The sequence below is a fragment of the Streptomyces sp. NPDC111520 genome (assembly GCF_055635295.1).
The window spans coordinates 376,259-397,533 of sequence record NZ_JBVKBW010000003.1 but is presented as its reverse complement, the minus strand read 5'-3'; the positions used below and the strand labels follow the sequence as shown (position 1 = coordinate 397,533).

Sequence of the window (21,275 nt, the reverse complement as noted above, 5' to 3'; positions counted from 1 at the left end):
GGGATTTCCCCGGCATCCCATGGATCGCCGGTCGCCGCCTGATCGGAGGTGGGACCAGCATCCGCGCGGCCCCGGGGGCCGAACATCGGTCATCTGACTGCGCGGGGAACCACTTCGGCCGGGGCATCGCCGTCCGTGACGAAGGAGCGCCCGGCCCGCCTGGCCGCCGCTCGGCGACGGGCACCCGCCCGCGGCGACCGCGAAGTGCGGCCCGGGGGCGGCAAAAACCCGGAACTTTACACTGAGGGCTGTCACAGATGACGGCACTGTCTTGTCACTCGGCAGGGCCCGGGTGACCGGCCTGGAGTTCGGCCCCGACGGTCGCGGGGGGAGCAAGGAGCGAAAGACCCGATGTCACCAGGAGTCGGAGCCGGGCTGATCGGCCGGGAGAAGGCCATGGGCGCGATCGACGCCCTTCTCGACCGCCTCGGCGCAGGGGCGCCGGTGGAAGGGCCGGGACCCGAGGGCGAGGTGTCGGAACGGACGTTGCTGCTGCTCGGTGAGCCGGGCATCGGCAAGACCTCGCTCCTGGAGGCCGCCGCCCGGCGCATCGTGGACCGGGGCGGTCAGGCCCGCTGGGTCGTCGGCCGCCCGGACGAGGCGGGTATCGCCTTCGGCGGACTCGACGCGCTCCTGCGGGCCTCGCACGGCGTCCCGGCCGGTCTCGACGCGGAGGACCGCGCCGTCCTGGAGACGGTCCCGCGCGGGGAGGCGCAGCGGGACGGAGGGATGCTCGCCCTGGTCGGATCCCTGTTGCGGGTCATGTCCCACTGGGCCGACAGCGGACCGGTGCTCGTGATCGTCGACGACCTCCAGTGGCTCGACCGGTCCACCCAGGACCTCTTGAGCCTGTGCGTCCGGCGCCTCCAGGGAGAGCCGGTCGGGTTCCTGCTGGCGTCCCGCCCCGCGGGATCGCCGTCCGCCTGGATCCGCCAGAGCACGGTCCACCGGCTGGACACCCTCGACGACGTGCAGGCCGCGAGCCTGCTCGACGCACTGCGCACGCCTCCGCTGGGCCGCGTCCGCCGGCAGGTGCTGCGGCAGGCCGGCGGCAACCCCCTCGCCCTGGCGGAGCTCTCGCGTGCGGCCGCCGCCCGTCCGGAGCGGCAGCCGGCCGGCCCCGAACTCCCGCTCACCGAGCGGCTGGAACAGCTCTTCGCCGCCGACCTCGACGCACTGCCCGAGCCCGTACGCCTCCTTCTCCTCGTGGTGGCGGCCGCCGACCTGCCGGACCTGGCCGCACTGCCAAAGATCCTCGGCAAGGTCCTCTGGTCCGACCTCGGGGACGACCGTGCGCCGGCGGGCCGCACGATGGGGGCCGAGGACCTCAACGCGGCCTGGTCCGCCGCGGAGGCGGCCGGCCTGCTGAACCTGGACGACGGGACGATCAAGTTCCGGCACCCCCTGGTCCGGTCGGCCGTACTGGCGGCGGCCCCGTTCGCGCGGCGCTCGCGGGTGCACCTCCTCCTGGCGTCCGCCGCCGGCATCGACGAGGACCGCCGGGCCTGGCACCGCGCCTCCGCCACCGTCACCGCGGACGAGGCCGTCGCCGGCGCCCTGGAGGCCACAGCGGAACGCGCCCGGCACCGCGGCGGTCACGCGGCTGCGGCGACGACCCTGGAGAGGGCCGCCCAGCTCAGCCCCCGCGCGGCGGACCGGGTCCGCCGGCTGAACGCCGCCGCCGACTTCGCCACGACCGCCGGCCATCCGCTGTGGGTGGCCGAGCTGGCCGCCAAGGCCCGTACCGAGGCGGACACCGCCGGCGCCCGCGCCCAGGCCGATCTGAACGCCGGCTGGGCCCTGTCCCAGACCGACCGGCACGACGAGGCCGCCGCACGCCTCACGGCCGCCGCCGACACCTGGGCGGCCACCCGGCCCGAACGGTCCCTGGACGCTTTGGCCGTCGCCTCCATGGTCGCCTACACCAGTGGGGACCCGCGCATCCGTGCGGCCGTCCTGGACCGCTACCGGCGGCACCCTATGCACGAACCGAACCATGCCAGCTCCTGGCTGCTCGGCAGCGGCGACCCACTGGGCTCGCGACCGGAGGCCCTGGCCCACCTCCGCCACGCGGCCGCGCGCGGCGGCCATCCGATCGGGGCCCTGTCGATGCTCGGCGGCGCCGCGTGGGCACTGGACGAGACCGAGACGGCCGTGCGGCTGTTCGGCACGCTCTTCGAGCTCCACCGCCAGGCGCCCACCGCCGGAGCGAACGCCACCGCCACCTCCCTGTACGCGATGAGCCTGTTCGAGCTCGGCCGCTGGCCCGCCGCGCTCGCGGGACTGGACGAGCTCGAACGCGTGACCGCCGCCGGTGGGCTCGAACTCATCACCGTCAGCAAGAAGATCCTCACCAGCGCGCTCGCCGCCGTCCAGGGCGACAGCCGGCGTGCCAGAAGGCTCCTCGCCGACGGCACGAGGGGCTTCGACCTACGGGGGACGCCCACCCTCGGGGTGCGCGGCCACCAGGTGAGGGCGCTGGCCGCCTTCGCGGAGGGGGACCACCTCGCCGCGTACTCCCACCTCAGCAGACTCTTCCACCCCGACGGCACCCCACTGCACTTCCACCGCTCCTTCTACGGACTCGGCGACCTGGCGGCCGGCGCCGTGCGGATCAACCGGCACAAGGAGGCGAGGGCCGTCCTCGCCGCCGCCGGGGAACGGCTGCCCGCCACGACCTCGCTCCGGCTCCACCTGATCCTGTGCCGGGCCCGGGGCCTCCTCGCCGACGACGCCGCGCACGCCGAGGACCTGCTCCGGGAGGCGGTGCTCACACCCGGCGCCGACCAGTGGGCCTTCGAACGCGCACTGGCCCTGGCGGACCTCGGCGCATGGCTGCGCCGCCGTCTGCGTCCCGCCGACGCCCGGGCTCCCCTGAGCGAGGCGCTGGAGCTCTTCCAGCACCTCGGTGCCGGTCCCTGGCTCGCCCGTACCGCCGCGGAACTGCGGGCCACGGGCGTCGACACGACGGACGTCGACCGTCCGGACGCCACCACGAAGCTCACGCCTCAGCAACTGACCATCGTCCGGCTCGCCGCCCAAGGGCTGTCGAACAAGGAGATCGCGACCCGGCTGTTCCTCTCCCCCCGCACGGTCGGCTTCCACCTCAACCGTGCGTTCCCCAAGCTCGGTGTCACCTCGCGCCACCAGCTGCGCGACGTCGTGGGGTGAGGCTCACTCCGCCTCGAGTTGCTCCAGTTGCCCGAGTGCGTCGCGCAGAGCGGCGCGGGCGGTCACGCCGAGCTTGGGGAAGACCTGGTACAGGTGGGAGGAGACGGTGCGCGGCGACAGGATGAGCCGCTCGCCGATCTCCTTGTTGGTGTAGCCGGCGGCGGCGAGTTCGGCGATCTCCCGCTGCTGCGGCGTGAGGAAGGGCACGGAGAGGGAGGCAGAGCCCCCGCGGTGGGCTCCGGTGGCCCGCAGTTCCTGAGCCGCACGTCCGGCCCACGGGACGGCACCCAGTCGCCGGAAGGTGTCGGCCGCGGCCGCCAGGTGGTGCCGGGCCCGGCCGGTCACCTTGTTACGGCGCAGGTGTTCCCCGTAGTAGAGGTGGATCCTTCCCAGGTCGAAGGGCCAGCGTTCGGCCTCGGGCACTGCCAGAGCCTGCTCGAACCATTGGCTCCCGTCCTGTCCGGCGCACAGGGCCGCGGAGGCCAGCCACACCATTCTCAGCCGCGGGGAGACGGCGTCGAGGCCGGCCTCCCGGGCGGCCGCGACGTGCGCTCGTGCCTGGGCGAGGCGACCGGTGCGCACGGCGGCCTCCGTGAGGTCCATCAGCAGCCACAGCGCCTGCGGGACGAACGCCGGGAAGTCGCCCGCGCGCGCCACCGTCGTCGCCTGGCGGTACGCCTCCGCGAACTCGCCCCGGCCCAGCGCCGCCAGGGTCCGTGCGTGCGCCGTGTAGAAGCGCACGGCACCGGCTCGTCGTGGTCCGGCCCACCGGTTCATCTCGTCGGTCAGCGCGGTGACGGCCGGGTGGTCCCCGCGGACCGCCGCATGAACGGCCAGCAGGAAGTTCCCCGTACACGCCAGCAGCGGGTAGCCGTGGTCCTGGCACAGGGCGAGACCTTCGTGGGCCAGCAGATTCAGCTGCTCCCACTGCCCGCCCAGCAGCGCGTGGACGCCGAGCAGGAAGAGCGCGTCGATGGCGAGGGTGACCGCCTCGCCCTCGCGGCCGGCCCTCGCCACCCGCATGAGGCCCTCCGAGCAACCATCGAGCCGGTCCACGTACACCGACGCGATGCCCAGGCGGACGATGTGCACGGGGTCGGACTCGTGGGCGAGTCCCTCGATGGCCGCATCGAGCCGTTCCAGGTGGCGCGGGGCGCACCGGGCCGGGTCGGCGAAGGTGGCCCTCGTGACGGCCAGGACACCTGGATCGGCACGGAATCCCGCCAGCGCGGCGTCCAATGACCGCCACAACTCCCGGCGGCCGCCGAAGAAGCAGATCAGGAGCAGCATGTGCAGCGCTTCGGCGAGGGCCGGATCGTCCGGTCCGCCCGGTCGGTGCCGCGCGGGAATGGCCGCGCTGAGCAGGCGGTGCGCGGTGTCGACGTCGCCCGATCCGTTGAGCAGGTAGGCGGAGCTCGCCACCGCGGCGACCAGGGACACGGGACCGGGTGCCGCCCGCCGCGCGTCGTCGAGCAGCCGCGGTACCCGCTGCAGGTCCCCGGTGATGTTGGCCCCGAGACAGGCCGCCTCGGCCAGCCTGCGGGCACGCTGGTCGCCGTCGGGACTGAGGTCGGCGGCACGCAGCAGCGACGCGATGGCGCCGGCGCCGTCACCGTGGCGGCTCATGCTGTGGGCGGCCCGTTCCAGGAGGGCGGCCACGGTTTCGTCCGGGGCCACGGTGGCCTGCCCGAGGTGCCACGCCTGGCGCTCCGGATGACCGGCCAGGGGGCGGGCCAGGGCGCGGTGGGCGTTGCGGCGCTGGGCGCTGGTGGACAGGTCCACCACGGCCGAGCGCGTCAGGGGATGGCGGAATTCCAGGCGGCCGGTGCCCTCGTCGACGCGGACCAACCGGGCCCGCTCGGCGGGTCCGAGCTCCTTGAGTCCGCAGCGTCCGGCGACGGCGGCCTGGAGAACGTGCAGGTCCCCCGTGCCTTCGAGCGCCGCGTGCAGCAGGAGGTAACGGGTCACCGCCGGCAGCGCCTCGATGCGGGAGGTGAACGCGGCCTGCAGACGGCTGCTCAAAGGGAGGCGGTCAGGGAGGGCTTCGGCGGCCGTCAGCTGGGACTCGCGCAGCGACAGCGGCAGTTCGAGCAGGGCCAGCGGATTGCCCCGTGCGTCGGCCGTGACGCGCCTGCGGACCCCGGGCGCCAGGGCCGGGTGGCGCCGGCCGAGCAGTTCGTCCGAGGCGCGCTCGTCGAGCGGTGCGAGTTCGAGGGTGGCGACGCCCGCACGATCGAAGAAGCCGCCCGCCCCGGGGCGTTCGGCACAGAGCATCCCCGCCCTCGTGCCGAGCAGCCGGCGGGCCACCGACCCCAGCACCAGGGCGCTGAGGGGATCCATCCACTGCACGTCGTCGAGGATCAGCAGCACAGGGCCCACGCGTGTCATCCGGGTCAGCAGCGCGAGCAACGCCCCGGCCACCCACTGGTGCGCGGGCGCCGGGCCGCTGCCGTCCCCCACGGCGACCGCCAGCGTCGTTCGATCGGTGGTGCCGAGCGCGTCGAGCTCGTCCATCACCGGGTGGAGGAGTTGCCGAAGACCGCTGAAACCGGTGCGGGCCTCGAACTGGCCGGCTGTCGCGTGCAGAACGGGGATCCCGGCCGATGCCGCTCTGGAGGCGGCGGCGTCGAGCAACGCGGTCTTGCCGCCCCCCGGCTCCCCGCTGACGAGCAGCGCACCGCCGACGGCGTGAAGGCCCCGGAGGAAGGCGTCGATGCGTTCGAGGTCGGCGTTCCGGCCCACCAGTCTCCCGTGGAGTCCGGCACGGGTTCCCGCGTCCTGCGCGCCCTCGGGAGGACGCGGTCCGGCTGATCCGTCGCCGCCCGTGTCCCGCGGTGGCCGTCGTTTCCCGGTGGCGATGTCGCCGTGGGCGTCGGCGGCCCCGGAGTCCAGCCTGCCGGGGACCGGCGGGCCGGTCTCCGTCGTGTCGGTGGCCAAGCCGCGCCCCTCTTTGTCCGGTGCCTCATGTGCCGCCGCCCTGAGGTGCCCGGCGGTGTGCCGTGGCCGGCGGGCAACCGCGTTCGGGCTGCCGCGCCGGTGGACGGGGTGCGACCAGCCTGCGGCCTCGCGGGCGGCCGCCGCTTCTGTCAGAAGACCTGACTTCCCTCGTTCCGGCCCGAGCGGGCGACGGTTCCAGTCATTTGACGGAATCTCCCGTACCTCCGCCGCTTCTAACGTTCCCGATGCGATCTTTTCCGTCCGATGGATGAGGAAGGGGACAGGAATGGAGATGAGCGAGATGGCACGGCCGAGGAACGTCGTCCTGGTCCACGGGGGCTTCGTGGACGGCTCCGGCTGGCAGGGCGTGTACGACCTGCTGAGCAGCGAGGGGTACCGGGTCCGCATCGTGCAGAACCCGACGATTTCGCTGGCGGCCGACGTCGCCGTCACCGTCCAGGTCCTCGACTCGCTGGACGGCCCGTCCATTTTGGTGGGTCACGCCTACGGCGGGGCGGTGATAACCGAGGCCGGCCATCACGAGAGCGTCACCGCCCTCGTTTACGTGGCGGCGTTCGTCCCCGACGAGGGTGAGTCGACGAGCGGCCTCATCGGCGGCTTCTCGCCTGACGACCCCGTGCCACCGGTCCTCCCGCTCGAGGACGGCCTCCTGTTCCTGGACCGGAGCAGGTTCGCCGGGGCGTTCGCCGCCGACCTGCCCACGGACGTCGCCGCGTTCATGGCCGACTCCCAGGTCCCCTGTGGTGTCGACGCGCTCAACGCCGCCGTGTCCCGGCCCTCCTGGCGTACGAAGCCCGCCTGGTACCTGGTGGCCGCGCACGACCGCATGCTGCCCGCCGCGGCCCAGCGCGTCATGGCCGAGCGGGCCCGCGCCCGGGTCGTGGAGGTCGCGGGCAGCCACGCGGTCCACGTCTCGCAGCCCGGCGCCGTGGCCGGGCTGATCGAGCGGGCCGCCATGGCCGACGGCGGGGAGGATCCCGCGACCGCGTGACGGGAGGCGATGGAGGGGGACCGGTGAAGAGGGCTTTGCGGGTGGCGGGTTCCGCGCCGTTGACGGAGGGCCGTGCGTCACACATCCGAGGCGGCGCCTGTCTGTTCTTGTGAATCAGCGAAATACGTCGGGGAATTGGGGTCGAGATGCCGGGTCCCGTACCACCTTCTCCTTTACCCGGCCCCTTCTTCTCGGCTTCGGCGCCGAAGCCCGCGACCGAGGGGCAATTCGCCGTCCCGTCAGCCCCGGAAGACATCCGAACACCGAGCAGGCGAAGGAGTTCCGACATGACCGTCACCCCTGCCATCGAAAACACCACCGTGCATCAGGACGGCGGATTGGCCGCCGATTTCTACCAGTACGAGGCGCTGCTTCCGGACGGGGAACGCGAGATCCTGCTCAAGGCCCGTGCCTTTCTCCGCAAGGAGATCAAGCCGCTGGTGAACGAGTACTGGAGCAGGGGGGAGTTCCCCTTCGAGATGATCGAGAAGTTCCGCGCCAGCGGACTGGCCGCCCTGGGCTACGAGGGTTACGGCGAGCACAAACCGGCCACCAGCCACCTCCTGAGCGGCATGCTCGCCACCGAGCTGGGCCGTGTCGACGCCTCGACCGCCACCTTCTTCGGCGTGCACAACGGGCTCGCCTTCTACTCCGTCCACCACGGGGGCGACCAGGAGCAGCGCGACAGGTTCCTGCCCGCCATGGCAGCCATGGACAAGATCGGTGCCTTCGCCCTGACCGAGCCGCTCGGCGGCTCCGACGTCTCCGGCGGCATGCGCACCACCGCCAGGCGCGAGGGCGAGGACTGGATCCTCAACGGCGCCAAGAAATGGATCGGCAACGCCACTTTCGCCGACTACGTCGTGGTCTTCGCGCGGGACGTCGACGAGAACAAGGTCAAGGGCTTCGTCGTCGAGAAGGGCGCACCGGGCTTCAAGCCGGAGAAGATCGAGGGCAAGATCGCGTTGCGGATCGTGCAGAACGCCGAGATCACCCTGACCGACGTCCGCGTGCCGGAGGCGAACCGGCTGCACAACATCAACGGCTTCCGGGACGTCGCGGAGATCCTGCGGGTCACCCGCGGCGGAGTGGCCTGGGAGGCCCTGGGCGTCATGATCGGCGCCTACGAGCTCGCCCTCGACTACGCCAAGGAGCGCACCGCCTTCGGCCGTCCGATCGCCAGGTTCCAGCTGGTGCAGGACCTGCTGGTCAAGTGCCTGGGCAACATCACCGCGTGCTGGGGCATGCTGGTCCAGCTCGCCCGCCTCCAGGACCGGGGCGTCTTCCGTGACGAGCAGTCCGCGCTGGCCAAGGAGTACGTCGCGGCCCGCATGCGGGAATCCGTCGCCTGGTGCCGCGAGATATTCGGCGGCAACGGCATCGTCCTCGACTACGACGTCGCCCGCTTCTTCTGCGACGCCGAGGCCCTCTACTCCTACGAGGGAACCCACCAGATGCAGACCCTCATCGTCGGCAAGTCCATCACCGGTCACAGCGCCTTCACGGGATGAGTGCGCGGGAGCGAAGCGCCGCCCGCCCGCGCCGCCGGCGTGACAACCGTATGCCCTGTCCAGCGTTACGCCGGTCGTCGAGGGTGTGGGCGACGGCACTGAAGGAGGTGCCCCATGACAACCGCCGCGGGTGAACCGGGTGATGTCCTCACCGATGCCAGTGGCATCCCCCTCGCTGTGAGTCTGCGCAGCCCGCACGCCCTGGATCCGGAACTGGTCGGCGACGGAATCTCGTTGCTCGCCAGGGCGGGCCGGTTCGGGCTGCCGGTGGCCGACGGTGTCGCCGTCACGAGGGCGGGTGTGGAGAACGACGAACTCCTGCGGTCCCTCCACCACGCGTGGTGCCGCACCCGGGGAGCCGTGCGCGTCGCGATCTCCGACCGTGACCCCGGCAGCGGCCTGAGGGCGGGACCGTCCCGATGCGACGCCTCCACCTGGCCGGGGTTCCTCGACGGCATCCATGACCTGCTGGCCTACGACGAACTGGAGAATCCGCGTCGTGAGGACCGGCTGTCGGCGATCCTCGTGCTGAAGGTGCCCGCCGAGGGCACCGGCGTCATCGTCCGGTCGGGCCGTCCGGGCAGAACCGGCCTCTGGAGCGCGGACGACCCCGCGACCCTTGCCTGGCGCTCCCGGATCCGGCTGCGCGCGCTGGGGAGGCAGGCGCGGGAGCAACTCGGGCGTCCGGTGAGCCTGGAGGCCATGTGCACCCCGGACGGCGACTGGACGATCACCGACCTGCGCCACCAGGTGTCCCCGTTCGGCGGGTGCCCGGGCGCGCGTTGGCTCTGGTGATCCGGCGGCCGTGCGCTGCCCGGCAAGGTGGAAGGCGCCGTGCGCGGTGCCGGAGGCCGTCAGCGGCGGCGGGCGGCGGGACGGGTGCGGGGCCGGGGGCGGAGGGCGGTCTCGAGGTCGTCGAGGGTCTCCATGAGGAGTTCGGCGCTGCGGCGGACGATGCGGTCGGCGTCCGACCGGGGCCAGGCGTCGAGGGTGGCGCGGACCGGGGCGAAGTCCGGGGAGCGCCGTTCGCGGACCGCGGCCGCGGCGTCCGCCGTGGCCGTACGCAGGTGCCGGGCGAAGGGCGCTGCGTCCGGGACGGGGGCCGCGTCGGGGGCCGGGAGGTGGGCCTCCATGAGCATGGGGACGCGGCCCATGGCCGACAGGGCCGTGTCGGCTCCGTCGGCGGCACGCCGGGACAGGCCGCGGCCCCGGACGGGTTCGGCGTCGGCGCGGGCGACCGCCTGGTCCCAGGCGAGCGCGGCAGCGCGGGCGTCCAGCAGGGCCGCCCGCACGGCCTCGCGCCGTCCCTTGGCGGGGGACGCGTGGGCCTCCATCGCGGCGGCGGCGTAGCGCCCGGTGGCCTTGATGCGGTCGGCCAGCCGGTTCCGCAGCCGCGGGGTCTCCCAGGCCGGGAAGAGCGCGTACGCGGCCGTCGCCAGCACCCCGCCGAGCATCGTCAGCAGCACGCGGTCGGGCACCGTCTGCGTCCAGCTGGAGCCGGCCATGCCGAGCAGGAAGACCACGTACGCCGACGCGGCCACCTGCGAGACCAGGTAGCCGGTGCGCATCAGCCCGTACATCAGGGCGATCGACACCACCGCCAGCACGGCGCAGGGGTAGGGCCCCGGGGCGAAGGACTGCATCACGGTGGTCGCCACCGTGACGCCCGCCAGGGTGCCGACGAAGCGGGCCACGCTGCGGCCGTACGTCTGCGAGAAGTCCGGCCGCATCACCAGGACCGACGTCAGGGGCGCCCAGTAGCCGTGGCCGAGCGGCAGGGCCGCGCCGAGCGCGTAGCCGGCCGGGGCGACGGCGGCCAGCCGGACGGCGTGCCGGAAGACGGGGGAGTCGAAGCGGGCCTCGCGCCGCACCGTCCGCACGGCGAGCGGAAGGAGTTCGGCCACGCTGGGGCGGCGCAGGTGGGCGGTGTCGCCGCCGACCGAGCTGCCGCGTCCGGTGGCGGAGGAGACCGCCTCGCTGAGCAGCGCGACGAGCCTCAGCGCGGTGCGCCGGGCCGGGCCGGTGAGCTGCTCCTCGGGGGCGGGTTCGACCAGCACCACGGAATCCGCCTCCGGCGGTACGCGCACCGGCTGGGCCTCGCGCACGGCGCGCGCGACGGCGTCCAGCACGGAGGCCGCCGCGGCCAGCAACTCGCGGGCCCGGTCGCGCTCGGGCCCCTCGGCGGCGGCGCCGACCGCGGGATCGGCGAGCGAGGCCAGGACGGGCCGGATGCGTTCGGCCAGCACCCGCTTGCCGCGCAGCGCGGCCGGGCGCCGCCGTGCCTGCCGGTCGGTGATGACGGCCGCGCTGCGCGCGGTCATCAGCGGCTCGGGATCGAAGGGCGCGACCGGGTCGTGCCGCAGCCGCCGCGCGTAGTCCGCCTCCGCCGCGAAGGCGTCGGCCAGCGCGTCGCGCTGCCTGCCCCAGCGACGCACCGGGAACAGCAGGATCAGCGCCGCCTGCACGACCCCGCCCGCCGCGATGACCAGGGCGTGGCCGAAGGCGCTCAGCACCGAGGTCGGCAGGGTGATCACGACCAGCATGACCGCGATGGTCAGGGACGAGACGATGCCCGCGGTGGGCCCCAGCGCCCAGGCCATGCCCGCGAGGAACGCCCAGACCGCCAGCAGTGCCACGAACATCCACCAGTGCGCCCCCGCCAGGTAGCCCAGGAAGGTGCTGACGGCCAGCCCGGCCCCGGCGACCAGCGCCAGCACCGGCCGGGGCCGCCAGCTGCGCTGGAAGGTGGCCATGCCGGAGGCGAAGGCGCCGAAGGCGGAGGAGGCGGCGACCGAGGGGGTGGCCAGCCACAGCGAGAGGCCGATGACGATGGCGACGCCCGCGGCGGCGCGCAGCGCGACCAGCGGTTCCAGCCCGGCGCGCTCGATCCGCAGCCCCTCGCGGGCACTGCGGCGCAGGGCGCGCAACCAGGTCATGAGGCTGAGGATAGGACGGGTAGGACGGGGAGGGCCGGGTAAGCGCAGCGCAAGATCCGTTCCGGCGAGTCCGAGGAGGCAGAACGTCATGACCGCCCCCGCCCCCGCACACCGTGCCACGGTGCCGCCCGTGCCGCCCGCCCCCAGCCCGGTGCCGCCCTTCCCGCCGGACCCCGTGCCGCCCTCCCCGCACCCCGTCCCCGGTCCGACCCCCGACCCCGTGCCGCAGCCGCCCCCGCAGCCGGAGCCCGACCCGGAGCCGCAGCCCGAGCCGCAGCCGCTCTAGCTAGGCCGTGTCGGCACATGCCCCCCCAACCTTCGGCCGCGGGTGCCCCGACCCCACAGCTTCCCCGGCCCCGCTGGGAGGTGGCCCCCACGCTGCGTCGTCGCATCGTCCGAGTAGCCCACGACGAGGACGATCCTGCGCCTTGCGATGTACCGCACCTGGGGGCACCTCCCGGCGCAAGCCGGGGGAGCCGCTGGGCCCGCCCTCCGGGCGGTGGGGGCACCTCCCAGCGGTAGCTGGGGGAGCTCATGTGACGACATGGCCCAGGCCCCGGCCAGGGACCGGCCGGCCCCTGGCCGGGGCCTGTTCCCGGCCTGGCCGGGCCCCGTTAACGGCCGTCCCTGTCCCGGCGGGCACGACGTCTGGTTCAATGGATCCCATGGCCAGCCTCATTGACACCGCGACAGGTCGCAGCGACCTCGAGCCGTTCTGGCCGTCCAGGCAGCAGTACCAGTTCGACCGGGAGTGTTGTCGCGCGGTCCCCGCGCGGACCCCGGCCCGCAGCTGACGCCGTCCCCCGGTCGCCGCCCGCTGCCGGCCTCCCGGTGGTCCCGCGCAACACGTCGTCCGACGACCCTTCGCGCGAGAGCCGAGACCTGCATGTCCTCCAGCACCAGCACCCAGTCCTTCGCCCTGCCCGCCGCCAACCGTCAGCACCTGCGCGCCGTCCGCGGCGGTGGCGCCCGTACCGGTGACGTCCCCCCGGTACCGGACTTCCTGCCGCCCGGCGCGACCTGGCTGCCCGCCCCCGGCCACCTGATGCCCGCGGGCGTGGGCGGGCCGCCGATGGTCGGCTACCTCGTCCTCGTCCCCGTCGAGGGCCAGGAGCCGCCCGAGTCCCCTGCCAGGGCCGCCGGCCGGCCCCCGGTCACCGTCGACGCCGAACGCCGCGTCGCGCGGGTGGCGGGCCGCGCCCTCGACCTCACCTACCTGGAGTTCGAACTGCTCGCCCACCTGGTGGCGCACCCGCAGCGCGTGCACACCCGCGACCAGCTCGTCACCACGGTCTGGGGGTACGGCCACGTCGGGGACGGGCGCACCGTCGACGTCCACATCGCCCGGCTGCGGCGCAAGCTCGGGCCCGAACACCGCGGCAGCATCGTCACCGTGCGCCGGGTCGGCTACAAGTACGCGCCGCCGGGGACCCGTTGAGTGGTGGGGCCGGGCGCAACGAGGAGAGCCGGGCGGCCTCCGGGAGCGTTCCCGGTACCGCCGGAACCCGGCTCTCCCACGCGTCACGGCAGTAGCATGTCCCCCCACCGGAGTATGGGTACGCTGTCCCCGTTCCGGTGCGGCTCGGCGCAGCGGGGAGCGGTTCCGGAGGGCGTGATGGCGGAGTCTCGCGAGTGGGCGCCCCCTGCGCCCGCGACGGTGGCCTGGCCGGCTCCCGCCGCCGCCAGCATGTCGCTCAACGACATCGGCGGCTTCGACTGGGACCTCGACCGCGACCGCATGCACCTCGACCCGAACGCCCTGCGGACGGTCGACCTGCGCCCGGAGGACTTCGACGGCGACCCGAAGGCGCTGTTCTCGCGGCTCACGCCCGACGAGGCCGGCGATGTCACCCGGACGATCACCCAGGCCCTCGGCGAGGGCCACTCCTCCTTCCTCGCCTTCAGCCGGCTCACCCGGGGCGACGGCAGGCATGGCTGGATCCGCTTCCAGGGCCGCATCGTCCGCGACGACGCCGGCCGGGCGAACCGGGTCATAGGGCTCGTCAGCGACGCGACCGACGAGATCGCCCAGGCCGCGGAGTGCCTGCGCGCGGACGGGGACCACCCGACCGAGAGCAACCTGGTCATGGAGGTCACCGCGTCGCTGGCCCGGGCGGTGACCGTGCGCGACGTGACCGCGGCCCTCACCGGGAACCGCAGGATGGACCGGCTCGGCATAGCCAGCCTCTTCCTCGGCCAGGTCGAGGCCGGCCGCGTCCACGTGGTGAGCGACGCCAAGGCCAGCAGCTGGGTGCCGTCGCTGCAGTACACGCGCATCGAGGACGAGTTGCCGATGAGCGAGGTGGTACGGACCCTCGTACCGCGCTTCATCACCTCCGGCGAGGAGTTCGCCCGGCGCTACCCCGAGCTGTGGCCGCACATCGAGCCGCTGGGGGCGTCGGCCGCCGCCTATCTGCCGCTGATAGCGCAGGGCAAGCCCATCGGCGCCCTGGGCCTGCTGTACCGGCACAAGCAGGGCTTCTCCCCCCAGGAGCGGCACCTGCTGATCGCGCTCAGCGGCAGCATCGCGCAGAGCCTGCAGCGCGCGATCCTCTTCGACCAGGAGCACGACATCGCGCAGGGCCTGCAGACCGCGATGCTCCCGCGCACCATCCCGCGCATCCCCGGCACCGAGATCGCGGTGCGCTACCGCTCGGCCAGGCTGGCCAGGGACATCGGCGGCGACTGGTACGACGTCGTGGCGATGCCCGGCGGCCGGGTCGCCGTCATCATCGGCGACGTCCAGGGCCACGACACCCACGCCGCCGCCGTCATGGGCCAGTTGCGGATCGCGCTGCGCGCCTATGCCGGCGAGGGCCACCCGCCGGCCAGCGTCATGGCGCGGGCCTCGGCCTTCCTGTACGAGCTGGACACCGACCGCTTCGCCACCTGCCTGTACGCCCAGGTCGACCCCGCCACCGGATCCGCGCTGCTGGTGCGCGCCGGGCACATCGACCCGCTGGTGCGGCAGTCCGACGGCACCGTCCGGGCGCTGTCCACCGCGGGCGGGCTGCCGCTGGGCCTGTCCGCCCAGTTCGGCAGGCCCGACTACCCCGTGACGCCCGCCGAACTCGCCCCCGGCGACACCCTCCTGATGTTCAGTGACGGACTCGTCGAGCGGCCCGGCGCGGACCTGGACGTCGGGGTGCGCCGGCTGTCCGCGGCGCTGTGCGAGGGCCCCCGCGAGGTCGGGGACCTCGCCGACCACCTCACCGCCGTCATGGCCGAGCAGGCCACCGACGACGACATGGCCCTGCTGCTGCTCCGGCGCGACAGCGACGCCTCCCCGCACCCGCCGCACCGGCTGCACCGCCACATCGCCCCCGGCGACCCGAAGGCGCTCTCCGAGGCCCGGGCCATGGTCCGCGAGGCCATGGCGGGCTGGGGCCCGCCCGACCGGGTCGACGAGGCCGAACTCGCCGCCGGGGAGCTGATCACCAACGCGCTGGTGCACACCGACGGCGGCGCCGTGCTCACCCTGCGCCTGCTGCCCGACCCGTCCCTCGCGCACGCCGTGCCGGACGTCACCCGGCGGCTGCGCATCGAGGTGCACGACCTCGCGGCGAACTGGCCGCGCCGCCGCCGGCCCGGCGAGCGTGAGGTGTCCGGACGCGGTCTGCTGCTGGTCGACCGGCTCGCGGACGCGTGGGGTGTCGAGCCGCACGGTTCCGGCAAGGCAGTGTGGTGCGAATTCCGCGACCGCAGGAGCGGTTCGGAGCCCCTCGGACACTGACCGCGAGGGCCCGGCCACATGCCGTTCGCGCCGGTCACGCACCCCGGATTCACCCGGACGGCTCACCCGCCACGACACACCGCCCGATTGGACGCAGGCTGTCGGTGAGGAGCCAAGAAGCCACTCTGCTCACATGCTGGCCGCGCCGGCACCGGGGAGGTCTGCGATGCCGACGGTGTCTACGAGCGTGATCGTCACCCGTACCGTGGAAGAGGTCTTCGACTTCCTTGCCGACGCCCGCAACCTCGCGTCGTGGAACTCCGGCATCGCCGCCGTCGCGGCGGACGCCGTACCCCCCGGCGAGCGGGCCGTCTACCGCTACCACTACCCGGGCCGCCATCGGGAGCACCGGCTGGTCTGCTCGGTCTTCCAGCCCTGCCGGCGGATCGCCTACCGCGGCCGGCGGATGTGGAGCCCGCTGGGCACCCAGACGCCCGAGTTCGCCTTCCGGATGCTGCCGCACTCGCGGGGCGCGTTCGTCCAGTTGCAGGTCACCTGCCAGCTCGGCGGCGGCATGCTGCTGCTGGGCCCCTTCCTGGGCTGGGCCTGGCGCCGCGACCTCCCGGAGGACGCGCGCCGGCTGCGCGAGGCCCTCGGCGACCACAGCATCGCCCCACCGCCCCCGCTGCCGTCTCCGCCACCACCTCCGCCCGCCACCGGCGCGCTCCGGGCGGCCCAGCCGAGGGCACCGGCCGCCGAGGTGGTCGGAGCCGTTCCCGCTCCGCCGGCCAGGGGGCTGCGCCGTGCGATGGCCCGTGTAGCAGGTCAGGGCCGGATCGGCGCGGGCAGCTGACGGATCCGCCGGAATCCCGGCCACCCGGCCGGTTCGCTGACAGGCTGGACGCCGTACGTGCCCCCCGCACCACAGCACAGAGAGGACCCGCAGATGGCGGAGCAGGCCCGCATCGGCGTCACCGGACTCGCGGTCATGGGCCGCAACCTGGCCCGGAACCTCGCGCGGCACGGCCACCCCGTGGCCTTGTACAACCGCACCCCGGCCAGGACGCGCTCCCTGGTGGAGGAGTTCGGCGGCGAGGGCGAGTTCCATCCGGCGGAGTCCCTGAAGGAGTTCGTCGAGTCGCTCGAACGGCCCAGGCGCATCATCATCATGGTCAAGGCCGGCGCCCCCACCGACGCGGTGATCGACGAACTGGTGCCGCTGCTGGAGCCCGGCGACATGGTCGTCGACGGCGGCAACGCCGACTACCGCGACACCCGGCGCCGGGAGAAGGCGCTGCGCGAACAGGGCCTGCACTTCGTCGGCACCGGCATCTCCGGCGGCGAGGAGGGCGCCCTCAACGGCCCCTCGATCATGCCGGGCGGCTCGGTGGAGTCGTACGAGTCCCTGGGCCCGATCCTGGAGGACATCGCCGCCAAGGTCGACGGGGTGCCCTGCTGCACCCACGTGGGCCCGGACGGTGCCGGACACTTCGTCAAGATGGTCCACAACGGCATCGAGTACTCCGACATGCAGCTCATCGCCGAGGCCTACGACCTGCTGCGGCACGCCGCCGGCAAGCGGCCGGGCGAGATCGCGGAGATCTTCCGCACCTGGAACTCCGGCCGCCTGGAGTCGTACCTCGTCGAGATCACCGCGGAGGTACTGGCCCACACGGACGCCGACACCGGCAAGCCGTTCGTCGACGTGGTGCTGGACCAGGCCGGGCAGAAGGGCACCGGCAGCTGGACCGTGCAGAACGCCCTGGAGTTCGGCGTCCCCGTCTCCGGCATCGCCGAGGCGGTGTTCGCGCGCTCGCTGTCCGGCAGCGCGGAGCTGCGGGCCGCCTCGCACGGGCTGCCGGGACCTGCGGAGACCTGGCTGGACAGCGCGGCGGGCGACCGCTTCGCCGACGACGTCGAGCAGGCGCTGTACGCCTCGAAGATCGTCGCGTACGCGCAGGGCTTCAACCTGATCCAGGCGGGCAGCAAGGAGTTCGGCTGGGACATCGACGCGGGCGCGATGGCGACGATCTGGCGCGGCGGCTGCATCATCCGGGCGCGCTTCCTCAACCGCATCAAGGAGGCGTTCGACTCCGAGCCGGGCCGTCCCACGCTGCTGACCGACGACCACTTCGCCGAGGCACTCGGCGACGCGCAGGCGGCCTGGCGGCGGGTCGTGTCCACCGCGGCGCAGCTCGGCGTCCCCGCGCCCGGCTTCTCCGCGGCGCTCGCGTACTACGACGCGTTGCGCGCGGAGCGGTTGCCGGCCGCGCTCATCCAGGGGCAGCGCGACTTCTTCGGCGCGCACACCTACAAGCGGGTCGACAAGTCCGGCTCGTTCCACACGCTGTGGGGCGGCGACCGCTCGGAGAACCCCGCCTGACGTCCGCGCCGCGTGGGCCCGGCGCGGCCGGGCCTACGCGGCGAGCGGCGGGGTGATGAGCTGCTCCGCCCAGACCGTCTTGCCCGTCTCCGTGTAGCGGGTGCCCTGGGCGTCGGTGAGCTGGGCGACGATGGACAACCCCCGCCCGTCCTGGTCGCTGGGCGCCGCGTGGCGCGGGTGCGGGGCGGCGCTGCAGCAGTCCGACACCTCGCACACCAGCACCCGGTCGCGGATCAGGCGCAACCGGATCGGTCCGGTGGAGTACCGCACGGCGTTGGTGACGAGTTCGCTGACGACCAGGGTGGTGGTGAAGGCCAGCTGCGTCAGCTTCCACTCGGTCAGCAGACGGTCCGTCCAGGCCCGAGCCTCCGCCACCGCGGCGGGGTCGTTGGGCACCTCGCGGGTCGCGACGTCGCCGGCGGCCAGGGCGCGGGTGCGCGCGGCGAGCAGCACCGGGTCCGCGCCGCACGCGGGCGTGCGCAGGACGCCGTCGAGCACCGTCGCCGGCTCGGCGGCCGGCGCGCCGTCGGCGGGCAGCACGCGCAGCCCGGTCACCCGGCCGGCGGCCTCCGCGCCGTCGGGGACGCCGTCCGTGCCGCAGCTCAGCAGCAGCACGCTGCCGGGCGGCACGTCGCACTCCAGGACCTCCGGCTCGCCCGGCGCGGGGACGTCGTCGTCGTCGTCCGCCGCCGGGGGCGCCGGGGGCAGCGCCCGGGGCGCCGCCGTCCAGCCGACGTACGCCACCGTGCAGCGGCAGGCCACCGGGTCGTAGACGACGATCAGGCACTGGTCGGCCTCGTCGCCGACGGGGGTCGCGGTGGGCCGGTGGAGCCGGGAGAGGACCTCGCCGGGGCTCATGTCGAGCAGCACCAGCGCCCGCACCGCGGCCTTCAGCTGGCTCATCGCGGTCGCCGCGGCGACACCGTGGCCGCGCACCGCGCCCGTCACCAGGGCCACCCGCGCACAGGGCAGCGGGATGACGTCGACCCAGGCGCCCGGGGCCGCGGACGACGGCAGGTGCCCCCGGGGTGCTTCGATCGCGCTGACCGGCGGGCCCTGCGCCGCCAGCAGGGCCTCCTGGAGGATCCGCCCGGCGGCGTTCTGGATCAGGCGCCGGCGGGCGCAGTCCAGCAGCCGGGCGGCCCTGCGGGCCAGGTGACCGGCCGCCACCAGGTCGGCCCGCGAGAAGGCGGGGGAGCCCGCCGTGCGGTAGAAGGCCGCGATGCCGAGGACGACGCCACTGACGTCCAGCGGCATCACCAGCAGGGAGTGCGTTCCGCTGATCCGCAGCAGCGGCGCGCGCACGGGGTCCCGGGAGAGCCACCCCGTCTGCGGGCGGAGGTTCATCACCAGGTGCGGCCGCAGGTCGGTCAGCGACGCGTGGTACGGCGTCCTGGCCGGCAGGGTGCTGATCTCGCCGACCTCGTAGGCCCGCGGGATCGCGGAGCCGCGGGCCGCGCGGAACGCCCCACGGCGGAAGGCGAGCCCGGTGGCGGGCAGTCCCGAGACGGCGGCCTGCTCCGAGACGGTGGCGTCCGACACCTCGACGGCGGCGAAGTCGGCCACCGCCGGCACGGCTGAATCCACGAGCTGCTGGGCTGCGTCGTAGGACCACGGCCGGTCGGCGGGGCCGGCCTGGGGCGGGAGGGTGGCACAGAGCATGGGATTCGCCTCGGCTGAGGTTCGGGGTCGGCGGTTGGTGTGCCTTTCAAGCACTCACTTCCGAGGCTGCCTCCCCACCAGGCCGACCGGGTCGCTGCACCGCCGCAGACGTCACCAGGGATGTGCCGTAGACGTGACTGCGGGTTTCCCGCAACACCGCCGGCGCGGGCTGCCCACCGCGCGCGCCCGATCTACCGTGTGTGCTATGGACGTCCTCAGCCGCCCCGACGGCAGTCAGCCGCACCCTGCCATCTCCGTCGTACTCGCCGACGACCACCTGGTGGTCCGGGCCGGCATGCGGCTGCTGATGGCCGCGGACCCGGCCTTCGAGATCGTCGCCGAGACGTGCTCCGTGCCCGAGACGCTGGAGGCCGTGGAGCGCCACCACCCGCGGGTGCTCGTCCTGGACCTGACGATGTCCGGCAGGTCCAGCCTGCCGACGATCCCGGCGCTGCTGAACGCCTCTCCCAGGACGCGCATCCTGGTGCTCACCATGCAGGAGGACCCGGCGTTCGCCCGTGAGGCGCTGCGCACCGGAGCGGCCGGCTACCTGCTGAAGGAGGCCGCCGCCGAGGAACTGCTCGCCGCCGCCCACCAGGTCGCCGGCGGCGCCACCTATGTGCAGCCCTCGCTCGGGGCGCGGCTGGCCGTAGAGGACCTGGATCTGGCGGAACGGCACCAGGAGGAGCCGCTCACCGACCGGGAGGCGCAGGTGCTGACCCTGCTGGCGCTGGGCCACACCAACCAGGAGATCGCCCGGCGCCTGTTCGTCTCCGTACGGACCGTGGAGACCCACCGGTCGCGGCTGCGGGACAAGCTCGGCAAGGAGAGCCGGGCCGAGCTGATCGCCGCGGCCAGAGAGCGAGGGCTGGTGGCATGACGCCCTCCGGCCCAGGAAGGACCGGGACGCGCCTGGCCCTGGAGGGGCTGGGCACCTGTCTCCTGGCGGCGGCGACCGTCATGGAGGTCACCGACCGCTCCCAGGGGTGGGAGCTCGCCCTGGCGCTGGCAGCGGCCGTCTGTTATCTGCCGCTCACGCCCATGGTGCCTCCGCGGCAGCGGGTGTGGCTCGTGGTGGCCATCGCGTTCGCGCTGATGCTGACGGTGGCCGGGACGGTCCGCATGGCCCAGCAGCCCTCGCTGAACGTCCTGCACGTGCTGCCGCTGCTGCTGGTCGCCTACGCCCTCCTCGCCGTCCGCTCCTCGGCACGCCGGGAGGCGGGCCTGCGCCGGGAGCGGGTCAGGGCACGGCACGACGGCGAGGAGCGCGAGCGGCGCCGCTGGGCGCGCGAGTTGCACGACGACACCCTGCAGGAACTCGGCGCGGTCCAGGTGGTGCTGTCCACCGCCGCCGCGGACGGGCGGCAGGAGGCCATGCGGGAGGCCATCGACCAGGCGCGCGGCCTGGTCGGCAACCAGATCGCCTCGCTGCGGCACCTGATCGTCGACCTGCGGCCCGTGGTCCTGGACGAACTGGGCCTGCAGCCGGCTCTGCAGGCGCTGTGCCGGCGCTCGTTCGAGACGTACGGCATCCGCACCGAGTTGCGGCTCGGCCCGCAGGCGGACACCGAATGCGGCCGGCTCACCGCCGAGACGCAGGCGCAGATGTACCGGATCGTGCAGGAGGCCATCACCAATGCGGCCAAGCACGCCGAGCCGACCCGGGTGGTGGTCAGCCTGGAGAGCGACCAGCGCGCCGTGCACGTGGCCATCACCGACAACGGGCACGGCATGGCCGCCGCGACCGCCGCCGGACGCGGCACCCCGCGCGCCGCCGAGCCGTCCTCGCCGCAGACCCGGGGCATGGGCCTGTCGGCGATGCGCGAGCGCGCCGAGCTGATCGACGCCCGGCTCGCCGTCCGCAGCGCCCCGGGCGAGGGCACCACGGTCGACCTGCGGGTGCCGCTGGCGCCGGGACGGGTCACCGGCGAGGAGTGACCGCGAGTCGGGTGACGACGGGCCGGGTGACGACGGGCTGACGGACCACGGG

14 protein-coding genes are annotated in these 21,275 nt (G+C 74.1%); 11 read left to right on the top strand and 3 right to left on the bottom strand.

All coding sequences use genetic code 11. The features are described from left to right. Positions 1–351 precede the first annotated feature (351 nt). Positions 352–3,171: a helix-turn-helix transcriptional regulator gene (locus tag ACZ7MY_RS09210; RefSeq protein WP_499600651.1), complete on the top strand. Its 2,820-nt coding sequence runs from the start codon at positions 352–354 to the stop codon at positions 3,169–3,171. 3 nt (positions 3,172–3,174) lie between these two features. Here the strand turns inward: ACZ7MY_RS09210 and ACZ7MY_RS09205 are convergent, their stop codons facing one another. After that, complete coding sequence (locus ACZ7MY_RS09205; protein WP_499600650.1) at positions 3,175–6,108, bottom strand: helix-turn-helix transcriptional regulator; 2,934 nt, start codon at positions 6,106–6,108, stop codon at positions 3,175–3,177. 292 nt (positions 6,109–6,400) lie between these two features. Between ACZ7MY_RS09205 and ACZ7MY_RS09200 the strand changes: the two genes are divergently transcribed. The 3 genes from ACZ7MY_RS09200 (at position 6,401) to ACZ7MY_RS09190 (ending at position 9,426) form a co-directional block, all read left to right on the top strand. Further along, the gene (locus tag ACZ7MY_RS09200; RefSeq protein ID WP_499600648.1) at positions 6,401–7,120 is read left to right on the top strand and encodes an alpha/beta fold hydrolase; all 720 of its coding nucleotides are present in this window, start codon (positions 6,401–6,403) and stop codon (positions 7,118–7,120) included. A 287-nt stretch (positions 7,121–7,407) separates the two neighbouring features. Further along, positions 7,408–8,631, top strand: coding sequence for an acyl-CoA dehydrogenase family protein (locus ACZ7MY_RS09195; RefSeq protein ID WP_499600647.1), 1,224 nt, complete (start codon positions 7,408–7,410; stop codon positions 8,629–8,631). 114 nt (positions 8,632–8,745) lie between these two features. Beyond that, positions 8,746–9,426 carry a hypothetical protein gene (locus ACZ7MY_RS09190; protein ID WP_499600646.1) on the top strand — a complete coding sequence of 227 codons (681 nt, stop codon included), beginning with the start codon at positions 8,746–8,748 and terminating at the stop codon, positions 9,424–9,426. Positions 9,427–9,485: 59 nt separating this feature from the next. On the opposite strand, the gene ACZ7MY_RS09185 is transcribed toward ACZ7MY_RS09190, so the two are convergent. Beyond that, positions 9,486–11,567: an FUSC family protein gene (locus tag ACZ7MY_RS09185; protein ID WP_499600645.1), complete on the bottom strand. Its 2,082-nt coding sequence runs from the start codon at positions 11,565–11,567 to the stop codon at positions 9,486–9,488. An 88-nt stretch (positions 11,568–11,655) separates the two neighbouring features. Here ACZ7MY_RS09185 and ACZ7MY_RS09180 point away from each other — a divergent pair, with 88 nt between their 5' ends. From ACZ7MY_RS09180 to gnd, 5 genes are all read left to right on the top strand, one after another. After that, a complete protein-coding gene (locus tag ACZ7MY_RS09180) occupies positions 11,656–11,853 on the top strand; it encodes a hypothetical protein (RefSeq protein ID WP_499600644.1) in 198 nt (65 codons plus the stop codon). 600 nt (positions 11,854–12,453) lie between these two features. Further along, a complete protein-coding gene (locus ACZ7MY_RS09175) occupies positions 12,454–13,005 on the top strand; it encodes a winged helix-turn-helix domain-containing protein (protein ID WP_499600643.1) in 552 nt (183 codons plus the stop codon). A gap of 177 nt (positions 13,006–13,182) precedes the next feature. Further along, positions 13,183–15,300, top strand: coding sequence for a SpoIIE family protein phosphatase (locus ACZ7MY_RS09170; RefSeq protein WP_499600642.1), 2,118 nt, complete (start codon positions 13,183–13,185; stop codon positions 15,298–15,300). 166 nt (positions 15,301–15,466) lie between these two features. Then, positions 15,467–16,093, top strand: coding sequence for an SRPBCC family protein (locus ACZ7MY_RS09165; protein ID WP_499600641.1), 627 nt, complete (start codon positions 15,467–15,469; stop codon positions 16,091–16,093). Between the two features lie 93 nt (positions 16,094–16,186). Beyond that, the gene (gnd, locus tag ACZ7MY_RS09160) at positions 16,187–17,623 is read left to right on the top strand and encodes an NADP-dependent phosphogluconate dehydrogenase (protein ID WP_499600640.1); all 1,437 of its coding nucleotides are present in this window, start codon (positions 16,187–16,189) and stop codon (positions 17,621–17,623) included. Positions 17,624–17,656: 33 nt separating this feature from the next. Here gnd and ACZ7MY_RS09155 read toward each other — a convergent pair whose 3' ends face one another. Then, entirely contained in the window at positions 17,657–19,285 is a 1,629-nt protein-coding gene (locus tag ACZ7MY_RS09155; RefSeq protein ID WP_499600639.1) for a SpoIIE family protein phosphatase, read from the bottom strand. A 205-nt stretch (positions 19,286–19,490) separates the two neighbouring features. Between ACZ7MY_RS09155 and ACZ7MY_RS09150 the strand changes: the two genes are divergently transcribed. Continuing rightward, positions 19,491–20,165, top strand: a complete 675-nt coding sequence (locus ACZ7MY_RS09150; RefSeq protein ID WP_499600638.1) for a LuxR C-terminal-related transcriptional regulator — start codon at positions 19,491–19,493, stop codon at positions 20,163–20,165. Continuing rightward, positions 20,162–21,223, top strand: coding sequence for a sensor histidine kinase (locus tag ACZ7MY_RS09145; protein WP_499600637.1), 1,062 nt, complete (start codon positions 20,162–20,164; stop codon positions 21,221–21,223). The genes ACZ7MY_RS09150 and ACZ7MY_RS09145 overlap by 4 nt, the downstream gene beginning before the upstream one ends. Positions 21,224–21,275: the final 52 nt, after the last annotated feature.